The sequence below is a fragment of the Asticcacaulis sp. P2_C5 genome (assembly GCF_056404555.1).
Genome location: NZ_JBFUDU010000018.1, coordinates 39148 through 57147, shown reverse-complemented (window position 1 = coordinate 57147; position 18000 = coordinate 39148). Strand labels below are relative to the sequence as shown.

General features: G+C 61.9%; 2 protein-coding genes. Both read left to right on the top strand.

What is annotated here, in order from left to right; all coding sequences use genetic code 11:
- The first annotated feature begins 20 nt into the window (after window positions 1-20).
- On the top strand, window positions 21-7397 hold the full coding sequence (locus AC1DXO_RS23890) for an autotransporter-associated beta strand repeat-containing protein (RefSeq protein ID WP_476980716.1): 7377 nt from the start codon (window positions 21-23) through the stop codon (window positions 7395-7397).
- 164 nt (window positions 7398-7561) lie between these two features.
- Entirely contained in the window at window positions 7562-17830 is a 10269-nt protein-coding gene (locus AC1DXO_RS23885; RefSeq protein ID WP_476980715.1) for a cadherin-like domain-containing protein, read from the top strand.
- The last annotated feature ends 170 nt before the right edge of the window (window positions 17831-18000 follow it).

The following is an 18000-nucleotide window of genomic DNA, read 5'->3' as shown; positions in this document are numbered from 1 at the left end:
CGTCGATCGGACAGAATGTCATGTTAAGCGTCACCGAAACCGAAGCCCCCGTCAACACCTACACCACGTCGGGGCAGCGCAGCGCCTCCGTCGCCGTCGATTCGGATGGCGACTATGTCGTGGTCTGGCAGTCGAATGGTCAGGACGGCTCCGGCTACGGCGTTTACGGCCAGCGCTTTAATTCTTCCGGCACGGCACAAGGGTCGGAGTTCCAGGTCAACACCTTTACCACCGCTGCCCAGCAGGCGCCTCAGGTCGCCATGGACGACAATGGCAATTTCGTCGTTGTCTGGGACTCGGCCTTTCAGGATGGCGCCGCCGGCGGCGTCTATGGCCAGCGCTTCAATGCCAGCGGGGTCAAGCAAGGCTCGGAATTTCAGGTAAATACATACACCACCGCCAGTCAGTCGGTGGCAAGTGTGGCCATGGACAAGGACGGCGATTTTGCCGTCGTCTGGGGCTCCAGTGGCCAGGATCTGTCGGCCTATGGCGTCTATGGCCAGCGTTTCAACGCCAGCGGCGTACGGCAAGGCTCGGAATTTCAGGTCAATACCTATACCAGCGGTACACAGGGTGTGTCCCGCATTGCAATGGACGATGACGGCAATTTCGTTGTCACCTGGAATTCCGCCACACAGGACAGCGGCACTTCGGGCGTTTACGGCCAGCGCTACAATGCCTCGGGCGTGGCGCAAGGCTCGGAATTCCTTATCAACACCTACACCACCGGCGCACAGTCCAACTCCAGTGTCGCCATGGACGGTGCCGGCGATTTTGTCGTCGTCTGGCAATCCGCCGGCCAGGACGGCGGCGTCAATGGCGTCTACGGCCAGCGTTACAACGCCTCGGGCGTCACGCAGGGCAGCGAATTCCTGGTCAACACCTATACGACCAACAACCAGGGGGCTGTTTCGGTCAGCATGGATCAGGACGGAGATTTCGTCGTCGTCTGGCAGTCCAATCTGCAGGACGGCGCGAGCTACGGTGTTTACGGGCAATGCTACACGGCTGCCGGCGTCGCCGATGGCGGCGAGTTCCAGATCAATACCTACACGACAAGTATCCAGCAGCGCGCCGACGTGAGCATGGACCCTGATGGAAATTTCGTCGTTGTCTGGGACGGTCAGGGCAGCGGGGACGCCAACGGTATTTCTTTTCGGATCATGCAGGCGCCCGTGTCTGCGCCGGTCCTTGCCAACCTGTCCGGCGACAGTCTCGCCTTGGCGTCTTCGGGGCAATATACGGCGCTCGACAGCGGCACCGCCGCGACAGTGACGTCGGGATCGCTGAATAGCGCCACCCTCACCATCAATCGCGTCAAGGCCGGAGTCGCCGACGGCAGTTCGCACGACAGCTACAGCCTGCTGACCAGCAGCCTGTTCAGCGTCAATTCCAGCGGTGGCGCCTTCGGTGGCGTCAGTGCCGGCGCCCTGGCCGACGCAACCAGCGACGTCACCGGCACCCTGGTCAGCACGGCCAGTGGTCTTGCGTTTGCGCGCTACACCTTTGTCTATGCCACCGGAACCCTGACCATCAAGTTCGGCGCCGCATCGGGCGACAGCGGCGTGACGGGTGCGCCGACCAAGGCGCTGATCGAGGATGTCCTGGCCCACATCGGCTACGGCAGCGCCCAGCCTTATGGCGACGGCACCCTGCGCGTCACCCTGCATGACAATAACGGCAATTCGACAGCCGACGTCACCTTCACCAGTGCTGCAATCTATGTCGACCGCACCGACGATGATGCCGACGGCGACGCTTCCGATGGGTTTTCGCTGCGTGAGGCCCTGGCGCGCGGTGTGGCCCAGGCCGGCGGCGACACGATCAAGCTGGATTCCCTGACAACCGGCACGACCGTAACCCTGGCCGGCAGTACGGCGACACTCGGTTCGGGCGACACACTGTCCCTGAGCAGCAGCTCAAGCCTGACCATAGCCGGCAGCAGCGGTGGCGGGCTCGTTCTCGGCGGCAACGCGACCCTGAGCGCGGCCAGTGGCGCGACGATCACCGTGTCGGCTGCCCTGACAGGTGGCGCAGTGACCCTGAGCAAGGCCGGCAGCGGCACCCTGGTCCTGACGAATACCGGTAACGAAGCAGGCATAACCGGCGGTCTGCAAATCAATAACGGCACAGTCCAGGTGTCGAATGACGACGCCCTGGTTTCCGGCACCCTCACCCTGGCCGGCGGTACGCTGGCGGTTACCGGTGCGACGACCATCGACAATGCAATCGATTTGACGGGCGACGCTACGGTTCAAGCGAGCGCTGCCGTCAGCCTGAGCGGCAACCTGACGGGTTCCTCTACCCTGACCAAGAGCGGTGCTGGTACCCTCACCCTGTCCGGCTCTGGGTGGGGCATGAGCGGGGGGCTGACGGTCTCCGCCGGCACAGTCTCGGTGGCAAGCGACAACAACCTGGTCGGCGGCACGGTCTCCCTGGCGGCCAACACAACCCTGGCCGTCACCGGTTCGACGACCATCGACAACGCCATTGCCCTGACGGGTGCTGCGACCATCAACAACGGCGCCGCGGTCACCCTGAGCGGGACGCTGACGGGTTCGTCAGACCTGACCAAGATCGGTTCGGGCAACCTGACCCTGTCGGGCGATAACACAGGTATGAGCGGCGGGCTTACCGTTTCAGCCGGCAGGGTCTCGATCGCCAGCGACAGTAATCTGGTCGCCGGCACCGTCTCATTGGGATCGGGCACGTCGCTGATTGTCAATGGCACAACCACCATCGACAATGCCTTTTCCCTGACCGGCGACGCAAGCATCGGTGTTGTTAATGGTGCATCCGTGACGCTTTCCGGTGTTCTGTCAGGTACTTCGACCCTGACCAAGATCAGCCCCGCAACCCTCATACTGACCAATACAGGCAATGAAGCTTCGTTCACCGGCGGCCTGCAAATCTACGCCGGCACGCTCAGCGTCGCGAGTGACGACGCCCTTGTTGGTGGAACGGTCACGCTGTTTGGTGGCACCCTGGTGGTCTCGAGTGCTGCGACAATCGATAATGCCATCGACGTTGCCGGTGGGTCGACGCTCCAGACGGCTGCGGCGGTGACGCTAAGCGGTGCTCTAACCGGCGCGGCTGACCTGACGAAGAGTGGTGCCGGCACATTGACCCTGACCGGCGACGCTTCGGGGATGAGCGGTGGCCTGACAATAGCGGCCGGCACGGTCTCGGTCGCGAGCGACGGCAATCTGGGCTCTGGCACAGTCACCCTCAGCGAAGGTACGACTCTGGCGATTACCGACGGGACGACGATCGACAACACCATTGCCGTGGCAGGCGACGCCACGATCGTGGATGACACGGATGTCCAACTGGCCGGCACGCTGACGGGTGACGCAGACCTCACCAAGACGGGTACTGGCACACTATATATGGTTGGCGACGGCTCGGCCATGACCGGTGACCTTAGAATTGCGGCCGGCACTGTGTCGGTAGCCGGCGATGGCAATCTGGTTGCAGGCACGGTTTATCTGGACGGCGACGCAGTCTTCGCCGTAACCGGGGCGACAACGATCGACAATGCCATCGAACTGACCGGCGCGGCAACCCTCTCGGCAGGGGCCGCGGTGACACTGAGCGGAACCCTGACCGGCGCGTCCGACCTGACCAAAGACGGCGCAGGTACCCTCACCCTGACGGGTGATGCTGCGGACATGAGCGGCAGGCTGACGGTCTCGGCCGGCACACTGAAAATCGACAGCACGTTTGCGGCAACCGCTGGCGTTACGGTCGCCAGCGGCGCCACGCTTGTTGGCCACGGTTCCGTCGGCACAACCGGCGTCACCGGCACTGTCTCTGTTGAAGGCGGCACGATCGGCGCCGACGGCGGGATCCTGACACTGAGCAACGGCCTGACGATTATCGACGACGGCGTCGTGGCCGCGGATATCGCCGGAACAACGGCGGGCACAGGCTACGACCAGATTGCCGTCAACGGTGCGGTCAATCTGACCGATGTCAGCCTCTCCCTCAATATGGGCTTTACGGCAGCGGCGGGTGACGTCTTCACCCTGATCGACAATGACGGCAGCGACGCCATTGTCGGCACCTTTGCAGGCCTCTCCGAAGGCTCCACCCTTACCTCGGGCGACACAACCCTTCAGATTACCTATCTCGGGGGGACCGGCAACGATGTGATGCTGACCGTGCTTGATCCTGAGCCACACTTTACCTCCGGTACGACCGCCAGCATGAACGAGAATTCGACCGGCGTCGTCTATCAGGCAACGGGGACGGTTGGTGTCGGTGACATTACCTGGTCTCTGTCCGGCGTGGACGCCGCCCTGTTCGACATCGACGATGCGACCGGAGAGGTCACCTTCGTGGCTGTGCCGGACTATGAAGCGCCCGCCGATGACGGCGACGACAATGTCTACGATATCAAGATAACCGCAACCTCCGGCGCGCATGCGACGGATCTCGATGTCGCCATCACGGTCACCGACGTGACCGAGGTGCTGATCGGCACGCCGGACGCCGACGATCTGACGGCCACAGGCGCCATCCGACGCGTCGAGGGTCTTGCCGGCAATGACACCCTGACCGGCGGCGCCGGCAATGACGCGCTGTTTGGCGGCGATGGCCATGACCGGATGGACGGCGCTGCGGGCGCCGATACGATGACCGGTGGCACGGGCGACGACACCTACTTTGTCGGCCAGGCCGGCGACGTCGTGACCGAGGCCTCCGGCGAAGGCGGAGACGCCGTCCATACCACGCTCACCACCTATTCTTTGGACGGCAATGTCGAGAACCTGACTTTCGCAGGTGTCGGTGGTTTCACCGGCGATGGTAACGAACTGAATAACGCGATCACTGGCGGTGCAGGCGTGGACAGCCTGAGCGGCGGCGATGGCGACGACAGGCTGGAGGGTGGACTGGGCGCGGACTCGCTGACCGGCAACGACGGCGACGACACCTATGCGGTGGACGATGCCGGCGATCACGTCGTCGAAGGCCTGGGTAAGGGCACTGACACTATAGAGACCACCCTGTCGAGCTATAGTCTGGACGCTAATGTCGAGAAGCTGATCGCCACCGGTGCTGCCAACTTCAGCGCCACGGGCAATGGCCTCGCTAACTGGATGTATTTCAACAACAGCGATAGCAGTTTCAGTGCCACGATTTCCGGCGGTCTGGGCGATGACAGCCTGTACGGCGGAGCGGGCAACGACTCGCTGGACGGCGGCGACGGCGCCGACCGGCTGCGCGGCGGCAATGGCGCCGATACCTACTATGTCGACAACGTCAACGATAACCTGGACGAAACGGCCGACGGCAGCATCGACGCCGTCGTTACAACCCTCACCACCTACACCTTGATCGACGATATCGAAAACCTGATCCTGGTCGGCAGCGCGGTGACCGGCACTGGCAATGCGCTGAACAACCGCCTGACCGGCAACGGCGAAAATAACACGCTGAACGGCCTGGCCGGGGCCGACACCATGACCGGCGGTGTCGGCGACGATGCCTACTATGCCGACAATGCCGGTGACAGCGTGGTCGAGGCGTCGAGCAGCGGCACGGATCTGGTCACCACCACCCTCACAAGCTATACCCTGACCGATAATGTCGAGAACCTGATCTTCCGCAACAGCCGGGCCGTTACCGGTACCGGCAATGCCCTGAACAACAGCATAAACGGCAGCGGCGGCAACGACGTGCTGAATGGCGGCGATGGTAATGACACGCTGAACGGTGTGGCCGGTAATGATACCATGAATGGCGGCGCCGGCGACGACGTCTATTTCGTTGACAGCCAGGATGACGTTGTAACCGAAGCAGACGGTGGAGGCGCAGATACCGTCCGTTCGACCGTCAGGTATCAATTGAGCGCAAACGTCGAAAGCCTGGTCCTCATCGGAACTGCGAATGTCATGGGTCTGGGCAACGGCCAGAATTGTCGGATCACCGGTAATTCGGGTAGTAATTCGCTCGTGAGCTACCAGGGAAACGACGTCCTGAATGGCGGCGCGGGAGTCGACAGCATGTTCGGGGGCGCAGGCGACGACACCTATTATGTCGACTCATCCGATGAAATGGTCGGCGAATGGAACGGCGAAGGCACGGATACGATTTACGCTTCGGCCACCTACACCTTGTCTCCCGGCTTTCATGAAGTTTTCGGATTGATTTACCGGCAGGTCGAAAACCTGATACTCACCGGTGGCACAGCCATTGATGCGACAGGGAACGCCCTGGCCAATACCCTGACTGGCAATACCGGCAACAATGCTCTGATCGGCCTGGACGGTAACGATACGCTGAATGGCGGACTGGGCGCCGATACCATGACCGGCGGGGCTGGCGACGACCTGTATTATCTCGACAATGCCGGCGATTCCGTTGCCGAAGGCGCGGGCGGCGGTACCGACACGGTTCGCGCCCACGCGTCCTACAGCCTGCTGGACAATTTCGAAAACCTGGTCCTGACGGGAAGCGGAAATTCGTCGGGCACCGGCAATACACTCGCCAACGCACTCACCGGCAATAGCGGCAATAATCTGCTGACGGGTGGCGGCGGCAATGACAGCCTCAACGGCAGCGTCGGCGACGACAGCCTGGTCGGCGGAGCCGGTGATGATCTCTACTATGTCGACACCATCAGCGACACGATCACCGAAGTGTCAGGCGAAGGCACGGACACGGTGCGCTCCAGCGTCACCTACAGCCTTGGCGACAATATCGAAGCGCTGGGTCTGACCGGAATTCTGGCCATCGACGGTACCGGCAATGACCTCGCCAACAGCCTTAACGGCAATAGCGCAGACAACAGGCTGATCGGCGCCGGCGGCAACGACACCCTCAACGGCAGCCTGGGCGACGACAGCATGTCCGGCGGCGCCGGCAACGACAAATACTATGTCGACAGCGCCCATGACCGCATCACCGAAGCCAGCGACGGCGGGATCGACACGGTCTATATCACGGCCTATTACAGCATGGACGATTATGTCGAGAACCTGAATGTCAACACGGCTTCGGGCGCGGTCGGCATCGGCAACAGTCTCGGAAACCTTATGACCGGGAGCGCCGGAATTGATTCCCTGTACGGCGTGGGCGGCAATGATACGCTGAGCGGCGGCGCGTCCAACGATGCGCTGGACGGCGGCAGCGGGGCCGATCGGCTGACCGGCGGCCTGGGCGCGGACCGGTTCTCTTTCCAATACGGCTTCGGCAACGACATCATCACCGACTTCCATGCCAACCAGGGCGACACCCTGCAGATCGAAGAAGAACAGGCCCACGCCACCATAACCCAGTCGGGCAGCAGCACGGTCATATTGCTGGAGAGTGGTGACAGCATTACCCTGCTCAATACCGTAGCCACCGACACAGGCTTCCTGGGCGCCCTCAGCTTCACGGGCCTCGCGTGATGCCATTGTAAAAACAGGTTAACACCGCAACTGTGCTACAAGTAGTTGAAATTTACCGCATATTTACCTCTGCTTTACCGTAAATTTTCGTTTCTTGGATACCATGCTCCCAGAAGCGTTCCGAGTCAGGGACGCCGCAGTGCAGAAGCGCAGGGGCATAAAGCATGACCAACTCCGTAACCACCGACACAGACGTCACCCAGGTCAGTACGTCCACGGAGGGCAACAACGCCAGCCCCTCCATCACCTGGCTGAGCGACGGGGGTTATGTCATCGTCTGGGGCGGCGACCAGGGCGACAATGGAACGGACATCATGCTGCGGCGTTACGACGCCGATGGTGCCCCTGTCGGCAGCATTACCACGCTCAACAGCTATACGACCGACGACCAATTCAACCCCGAGGTCGCCGCAACGGCCGACGGCGGCTATATCGTCGTGTGGACCAGCCAGGGCCAGGATGGCAGCGGCGGCGGCATTTACTTCCAGCGCTTCGACGGCGACAACCAGGCTCTGGACTCTGGCGACATCCGGGCCAATCAGACGACCGCCAGCGGGCAGGTCAACCCCGCCATCACCGTCCTTACCGGCGGCCGCTTCTTCGTTACCTGGGAGAGTTGGACCCAGGACGGTGACAATTACGGCGTCTACGGCCGGCTCTTTGCCGCCGACGGCACGGCGATCACCGACGAGACCCGGATCAACGCCTCTATCGGCGGCCCACAGCGTCAACCGTCCGTAACGAGCCTGAGCGACGGTGGCTATATCATCGCCTGGCATGGCGATGCCCCGGGAGGCTCGTATTTCGACGTCTACACCCAACGTTACGATAGCAATGGCGACACCGATGGCAACCTGACGCGCGTCAACACCACGATGTCCGATCATCAGTTGCAGAGCTCGATCGCCAGCCTGGCGGATGGCGGCTATGTCGTGACGTGGGCCAGCGCAGGCCAGGACGGCGCCCAATACGGCATCTACATGCAGCGTTTCAGTTCGGCGGGCACGGCGTCGGGTACTGAAACCCGGGTCAACACAACAACGGCAGGCAGCCAGATGGGGTCAAGAGTCGCCGCCCTGGGCGACGGCGGCTGGGTTGTCGTCTGGATGACCTCCGCGACGGACGCTTACTACCAAAGCACCAGCAGCGTCCAGGCTCAGGTCTACGATGCCGAAGGCGCCGCGGTGGGCGGGGAAATCGCGGTCAGCAGCACCGGCAGTCTCGAAGCCGATACATACCCGGAAGTCGCCGCAACCGCCACAGGCTTCGTCGTCACCTGGGGCGGCAATGCGGGATATAGATGGGACGGTACCAGTGTCTGGCAGCGCAGTTACAGCCTGGCCGACCTGACCGATGCGGCGCCGGCCCTGACCGGTGCCCAGGACCATCTGGCCGACACGCTCATCAACCACAGCGTCACCATCACCCGGGCCCAGCTCTTGAGCGGCTACAGCGACGGCGACAACGACGCCCTGTCAGTGACCCACCTGAGCGCCGACCATGGTACGGTCCACGACAACGGCGACAACAGCTGGACCATTACGCCGGCTACAGATTACCTGGGCACGGTGACGTTGAGCTATGATGTAAGCGACGATATCCTCTCCACCGCGGCCACGCAGAGTTTCGACGCCGTGAGCGTGCTCGCCGGCACGGTCCACATCGTCAACACGACCACGTCCGGCATCCAGAGATCGCCCGTCGTGACTCACCTGGCGGGCGGCGGCTATGTCATCATTTGGTCGATGACCGAGTCGCCCAATGTCGTCCAGGCCCAGCTCTATGACGCCGACGGCAATCCCGTCGGCGAAGAGCAGACGCTGAACACCTACAACGACAGCGGCCAATATACACCGAGCGTCGCCGCCAGGGCCGACGGCGGCTATGTCGTCGCCTGGGCCAGCAATGCCCAGGACGGCGACTCACGCGGCATCTACGTCGCCACTTTCGACAGCGACGGCGATCCCCTGTCCGGCATACTCGCCGTCAACCAGAGAACCGAGGGCGACGAGAACACGCCGAAAGTCAGCGTGCTGAGCAATGGCAACTTCGCCGTCACATGGCAGGGCTTCCATAACGACACCGGTCTGTGGACGATCCATGTGCGCCTGTATGACGGCGACGGCACCGCCCTGACCAATGAGATTACCACCAGTTCCACGGACCACAACAACCTGTCCCCCAGCGTCATCGCGCTGGCGGACGGCGGCTTCATCGTCACCTGGGCCGGCTTTAACGACACGACGGGCTACGACCTGGTGGGACGACGCTACGACGCGGACGGCGACGCCGTCGGCAATGAGTTCCACCTGACAAACGACAGCGGTTCCGAATTCTCGCCCCAATTCGCTGTCCTCAACGACGGCAGCTTCGTCGCCACATGGCAGGGCATCGGGACCGTGGCGCAGCACTTCAACGCCGATGGCAGCGCGGCCGGCAGCGCGTTCCAGGTGAGCATGAGTGGTGGAAACGCCAAGGTCGCGGCGCTCGATAACGGCGGCTGGGTCGTGGTTTGGGAAACCATGACCCTGATCATGTTCCCCATGATGTCGATGACCTACACGGCCCGCGGCCAGGTCTATGGCGCCGATGGCGACGCCGACGGCAGCGCCTTCGTGATCACCTCGGGTTCGGCGTCGACGTCGGTCAATGTCGCGGGGCACGGTGACGGCTTCGTCACCACCTGGACTGGCGGCACGAGCGATATCTATCAACGCATCTACACCCTGCCCGAACCGCCCAATGCGGTACCGGAGCTGTCCGGCGCCCAGAACGAACTCGCCGGCACCACCATGAACCGCCCGGTAACCTTCACCGAGGCGCAACTGCTCAGCGGCTACAGCGACGACGACGGCGACACCCTGTCGGTGACCAACCTGACCGCCGATCACGGCTCGGTCCACGACAATGGCGACGGCACCTATACCATTACCCCGGCCGGCGGCTACACCGGCGCCGTGACCCTGAGCTACGATGTCGGCGACGGCACGGACGTCGTCGCGGCGACACAGGGCTTCGACGTCCAGGCCTATGTCGCGGGCGCGGCAGAGCGAGTGAACACCTTCACCGACGGTTTTCAGGGCGCGCCCGTCAGCACCTGGCTGAGCACCGGTAGCCGGGTCGTGGCATGGAACGGCGACGGTGGTGACGACAACGGTGGCGACGATGTCTTCTTCCAGCTCTATAGCGCCGGCGGCGATCAGGTCGGCGACCAGACCCGGGTCAATAGCTTCGACAGCGATAACCAGAGCGGCGCCGGTGTGGCAGCCCTCGGCGACGGCGTCTTCGCTGTCGTCTGGTCGAGCTACTATCAGGATGGAGACAGTTACGGTATCTTTCTGAGGCGTTTTGGCGCCGATGGTTTGCCGCTGGATGACAACGATATCCGTGTCAACACCACGACGTCCGGCGACCAGGCCAGTGTGGCGATTACCGCCTTGGGCGCCGGGCGCTTTTTCGTCACCTGGACCAGCGATGGCCAGGACGGTGACGACTCCGGTGTCTACGGCAAACTCTACGACAGTGACCTTAGTGACGGCGGCGAGTTCCGCATCAACACGACGACGGAGGGCGGACAACGGCAACCCGCCGTCGCCGTCCTGGCCGGCGGCGGCTTCGCCGTCACCTGGTCGGGCAACGGCAGCCAGGACGGCAGCGATGGTGAAGATATCTGGATCCAGCGTTACGACAGCACCGGCGTAAAAGCCGGCGTTGAAACCCGGGTCAATACGGCAGCAGCGAACGCGCAAAACTGTCCGGCCATAGCCGGCCTTGAAGATGGCGGCTATGTCGTCACCTGGCAGACCTCCGACAGCGATGGCTACGGAATCCATGCCCAGCGCTTTGACAGCAGTGGCCACGCCATCGGCGCCGAATTCGCCGTCAACACCACGACCCTGCACGACCAGAACCAGCCGAAGGTCGTCGGCCTGGCCGACGGCGGATGGGTAATCGCCTGGCAGTCGGGCACTTATGACTGGGACGCGGACACCTCCCTCAACGACGTCTACGCCCAGGTTTACAACGCCGAAGGCGATACGCTGGGCGATGAGATCCGCGTCACCGACGCGACCAGTATCGGCTGGGAAGTCCAAATCGGCCTGCTGGCCACCGAAACCGGCTTCATCATCACCTGGACCGGCAATCCGACCGACGGTTGGGCGCATCCCGACGCCTGGCAACGCAGCTATACCACCTCTCTGTCGGCGACGATCACGACAACCGGGACCAGCGGAAACAACGATCTCGACGGCACCGGCGGCATTACCGACATGACCGGCCTCGGCGGCGGCGACACCTACCATGTCGACAGTACGGCCGACGCTGTGCACGAGAGCTCCGATGGCGGCCTCGACGAGGTGGACGCCTCGATCAGCTATGTCCTGGACGACAATGTCGAGGACCTTATCCTGACCGGGACGAACGATATCGACGGCACCGGCAACGACCTCAACAACATGATCACCGGCAATGCCGGCGCTAACAGGCTGGACGGCGGTGACGGCGAAGACACCATGTCCGCCGACGCCGGCAATGACAGCCTGGACGGCGGCGCTGGCAATGACAACCTGACCGGCGGTACGGGAGACGACACCTACTATATCGATACAGACTACGACACAGTGGTTGAAGAGGCCGAGTCCGGGACCGACCTGATCATTGCAGCGTTCACTGGAGACGTGGGCTTCACCATTTACGATTTCGTCGAAAATCTCGAAGCCACCTGCACCGGCGCTGCAGACCTGTCGGGAAATGACGCCAATAACAGCATTTCCGTCAGCGCAGTCTCCGCCATACTGAACGGCGGTGCGGGCGACGACACGCTGTCGAGCACCGGTCTCAATAGCGATGACCTTCTGATCGGGGGCGGTGGCAGCGACGTCCTGTCCGGGGGAACAGGCGACGACACCTATTCGATCAGCAGTACGGACGAACAGGTACTGGAAGACGCCGACAGCGGTATCGACACCGTTGAGACCTATGTGAGCCTTGAACTGGGCGACAATGTCGAAAACCTGACCTTGAGTGGCAGCGATGCAATAAACGCTACTGGAAACACTCTGGGCAATATTCTGGTGGGAAATTCCGGCAATAACCACCTGTACGGCGCTGGAGGCGACGATAACCTGTACGGGGGCGCCGGCGACGACACCCTGACCGGCGGGCAAGGCAACGACAGCTACTTCATCAACCAGGCCGCTGACCTTGTGGTCGAAAGCGAAGTCGAAAACCAGGGCACCGATATCGTCGTCACGACGCTCACCAGCTATACCCTGAGTGTCAATGTCGAAAACCTGACCTATGTGAGCTTTGCTTCCGTTGCCTTCAGCGGAACCGGCAACGCGTCTGCCAATATCATGCAGGGCGCCGGCGGTAACGACACGCTGTACGGCCTGGTGGGCAACGACACCCTGACGAGCTACGCCGGCAACGACGTGCTGGACGGCGGCGCGGGTGCCGACAGCATGACAGGGGGCGCTGGCGCCGACACCTACTATGTCGACAATTTTTCAGACCAGGTGACGGAGACCGACGAAGACAGCGAAAGCACGGACCTGGTCCTGAGCTCGCTGGTCGTCTACACCCTGGCTGACAATGTCGAGAATCTGACCCTGACCGGCAGCGCCCTTTCCGGCAACGGTAACGAGTTGGACAATGTGGTCACCGGCAACAGCGGCAACAACAGCCTGACCGGAGACAACGGCGATGACGCCATCCTGGGCGACAGTGGCGCGGATATACTGGATGGCGGCGCGGGCAGCGATACGCTGAGCGGCGGAAACGGCAATGACTGGCTGGACGGCAGCACCGGCGGCGACATCATGAACGGCGGAAGCGGTAACGACACCTTCTACATTGACAATGCCAATGATCAGGTGTCGGAAACCAGCAACAACGGCAATGATCTGATCTGTGTCACCCTCACCGGCTATGAGCTGGACGACGACGTCTTCGTCGAGTCCGTAACCTATATCGGCAGCGGCAACTTTACCGGAACCGGCAACGAATGGCAAAACGTCCTGACCGGCGGCGCCGGCAATGACAGTCTCGACGGCGGCAGGAGCGACGATGAACTGCACGGCGGCCTGGGCAATGACACAATGCGCGGCGGCGATGGCAACGACGTCTATTTTGTCGACAGTTCGAGCGACAACATAATCGAACATGGCGATGACGAAGGCGATGACCTGGTCAAGGCCACGGTCAGCTACACCCTCAGCGGCAATATCGAGAGGCTGACCCTGATCGGCGGCGATCTCAACGGCACCGGCAACGGATCGGACAACAATATTCGGGCCACCTCCGGCGCCAACATCCTGAGCGGCGGCGACGGCGCCGATACGCTCATGGCTTTTGGCGGTGCGGATTCGCTGGCCGGCGGCGCGGGCGATGACCGGTTGGAAGGCGGAGACGGTAACGACACGGTCCATGGCGGCGACGGCAACGACACGGTCTACGGCGGCATCGGTGACGATTATCTCGACGCCGGCGCTGGCGCGGACGACATGGCAGGCTATACGGGCGATGACACCTATGTTGTCGACGATGCCGACGACTACGTCGGCGAGAGCTCGGACCAGGGTACCGACACCCAGATCAGCACCCTGCAAACCTCCATCCTGGCCGACAATGTTGAAAACCTGATCCTGGGAGGGACCGGCGATTTTGACGCCGTCGGCAATGCGCTCGACAATGTCATCACCGGCAATGCGGGCGCCAATTCGATCGAGGGCGGCGAAGGCGCCGATACCATGGCCGGCGGCGGCGGCAGCGATACCTACTATGTCGACAGTGAAGGCGATAGTGTGGACGAGCATGACAGCACGGGCACGGACGTCGTCTATACCAACCTGACGAGCTACACACTGGGGGACAATCTCGAAACCCTTATCATGACGGGCGAAGAGAGCTTTGCCGGGACCGGCAACGGCCTTAACAACAGGCTGATTGGCGGGTCCGGCGATGACACCCTGACCGGCGCGGCCGGTAATGACAGCCTGGATGGCGGCGCAGGTGTCGACACGATGATCGGCGGCGCGGGCAATGACGATTATTACGTCGACACCACCGGCGAAACCGTCACGGAAGACGCCGGACGGGGCACGGACACAGTCCACGCCAGTGTCAGCAGCTATACCCTCACCAACAATGTCGAAAACCTGATCATGGAGGACGGTTGCGCCACCGGAACCGGCAATAGCCGTGCCAATACGCTGATCGGTAACAGCAGCGCCAACACGCTGGACGGCCTCACAGGCAACGACACCATGACCGGGGGCGACGGCGATGATAGCTACAATGTCGGACAGGCCGGCGATGTGGTTATCGAAGCCTCGGGCCAGGGCACGGACCTCGTCACGGCCACTATCAGCTATACCCTGACCAGCCATGTCGAAAACCTGACCCTGGTCGGGAGCAGCGCACTCAAAGGTACTGGCAATGCACTGGGCAACAGCCTGGCCGGCAACGCCTATGATAACGTACTGGACGGCCTGACGGGCGCGGACACCATGACCGGAGGGGCCGGTGACGATATCTACTATGTCGACAGCAGCGACGATGCCGCCGTCGAAATCGACGGCCAGGGCCTCGACACGGTCTTCAGTACGGCCAGTTTCACATTGGGGACTTATGTCGAGAAACTGTATCTGAACGGCGGCGACAACCTTGCGGGTACCGGCAATGCTCAGGACAACCGCATTTACGGCAATGGCGGCGAAAACGTCCTGAGCGGTATGGACGGCAACGACATGCTGACCGGCGGGGTGGGCTGGGATACCATGTCGGGAGGGGCCGGTGACGACATCTATTATGTCGACGACTCCAACGATCTCACGGTCGAAAGCGATGGCCAGGGCCTCGATATTGTCTACAGCACAGCCAGCCTCACGCTTGCGGCAAATATCGAGAGACTGTCCCTGACCGGCATTGAAGGCCTTACCGGGACCGGTAATGCGCAGGATAACCGGCTTTACGGCAACAGCGGCAATAATGCGCTGAGCGGTTTGGGCGGCAACGACATCCTCGACGGCGGTCTGGGTTCGGATACACTGACCGGAGGCTCCGGTGACGACATCTATTATGTCGACAGCACGGGCGATGCCACCGTCGAAAGCGATGGCCAGGGTCTGGATACTGTGTACAGCACCGCCAACTATACCCTGGGTGAATATATCGAGAAACTGTACCTCAGCGGCGGCGACGGCATTTCGGGCACGGGCAACGCTCAGGATAACAGGCTCTACGGCAACAGCGGCAATAATTCGCTTAACGGCATGGCCGGCAATGACAGCCTCGATGGCGGTCTGGGCTCCGACACACTGGCGGGCGGGTTGGGTGACGACAGCTACAAGGTCGATAGTTCCGACGACGCTACGGTCGAACTGAACGGCCAGGGTCTCGACACCGTCTACAGCTCGGCGAGCTATACCCTGGGCGATTATATCGAGGCACTGTACCTGAGCGGCGGCGATGGCCTTGCAGGTACGGGCAACGCCCAGGACAACCGGCTCTATGGCAACAGTGGCAACAATGCGCTGGGCGGCCTTGACGGCAGCGACCGTCTCGACGGCGGGCTGGGTGACGATACGATGACCGGCGGTGCGGGTGACGACACCTATTATGTCGACAGCGGCAACGATATCGCTACTGAGCTCGAGGCTCAGGGCAATGACATCCTGTATAGTTCGGTGAGCTATACCTTGAGCGCCAATATCGAGAAATTGTATCTGACAGTCGGTGACGCGCTTATCGGCACCGGCAATGCAGTCGATAACTGGCTGACGGGCAATGACAACAACAACACGCTCAGTGGCCTGGACGGCAATGACCGCCTGGACGGCGGGCTGGGTACGGACACGATGACCGGCGGCGCCGGCGACGACACCTATTATGTCGACGCCACGAATGACGGCGCTATCGAACTCGACGGACAGGGTCTCGATTTCGTCTACAGCACGGCGAGTTATACGCTCGGGGACTATATCGAGAGACTGTACCTGAATGGCGGCATCGGCATTTCGGGTACGGGCAACGCCCAGGACAACCGGATAACCGGCAACAGTGGCAATAACGCGCTCAGTGGCCTGGCCGGCAACGACGTCCTCACCGGCGGGCTGGGCACCGACACGATGACCGGCGGCGCGGGTGACGACACCTATTATGTCGACAATACCGACGATATCACAACCGAACTCGAGGCCCAGGGCGCCGATACGGTGTTCAGTTCGGTCGCTTTCACCCTGAGCGCCAATATTGAAAAACTCTATCTGACGGGCATCACAGCCGTGACCGCCGTCGGCAATGCGCTCGGCAACTGGCTGACGGGCAACAGCATGGACAACATGCTCGACGGCCTGGACGGCAATGACCGCCTCGACGGCGGGATAGGCTGGGATACCATGACCGGAGGCGCCGGTGACGACACCTACTATGTCGACACCGCAGCCGATAGCGTGACGGAACTCGACGGCCAGGGCATCGATGCCGTCTACACCACAACCACCTATGGCCTGACATCTTATGTCGAGAAGCTTTATCTCAGCGGCAGCGACCCTATCGACGGCACCGGCAACGGTCTCGCCAACACCCTGACCGGCAATAGCGGCAACAACCATCTGAACGGCCTGGCCGGGAATGACACCATCAATGGTGGCCTGGGCGACGATACGATGACCGGCGGCACCGGCGACGACAGATACTATGTCGACAGCGACGACGACGTCATAGTCGAAGCCGCCGGCCAGGGCACAGACATCGTCTATACAACCAGCAACTATGCCCTGAACGACGATGTCGAAAACCTGACCGTCAGCAATACGAGTGGGGTCTGGGGGTACGGCAATGGGTTGAATAACGTCATAACCGGTAATATCGGCAACGATGCCCTGTACGGCGGCGAAGGCAATGACACGCTGAGCGGCGGATTGGGCGGCGACCAGCTGGACGGCAGCACCGGCGCGGATGTGATGGCCGGTGGGTTGGGTAACGACATCTACTTTATCGACGAAACCGGTGACGTCGTCCGCGAATATGCCGACAGCGGCCATGACGCGGTCTACAGTTCGATCACGACCAGGCTGGGAACCTATGTCGAGGACCTGTATCTGACCGGCACCGGCAATATCGACGGCACGGGCAATGCCTACGACAATGTCATTGTCAGCAATATGGGCAATAACAACCTGACCGGCGGGCTGGGCGCCGACATGTTCGTCTTCTATGAGCGGCTCGGCAATGACGTCATCACCGACTTCCACGCCAATCAGGGCGATACCCTGCGCATCGATGGCGACATCAGCCAGGCAACCATCTCGCAGTCGGGCAGTAGCGCCGTTATTGTGATGGCCAATGGCGACACTATAACCGTGCTGCACACGCTGGCGACCGATGCCGGCTTCCTGGGCGCCCTCACCTTCGTCAGCGCGGAGTGACACAGTTATAACAGGGAGGCCTAAGGGTCTGACATGACGGGGCGATACCGCGGACTGCAAACGCAGAGGAACCCCGGCATGAATACCCAATCCCCGACCGCTTTCTCCAAGGGAATATTATGGATAATCAACGGTTAACGCTGAATTGTTGCTTCCGGTTTACGTGATGT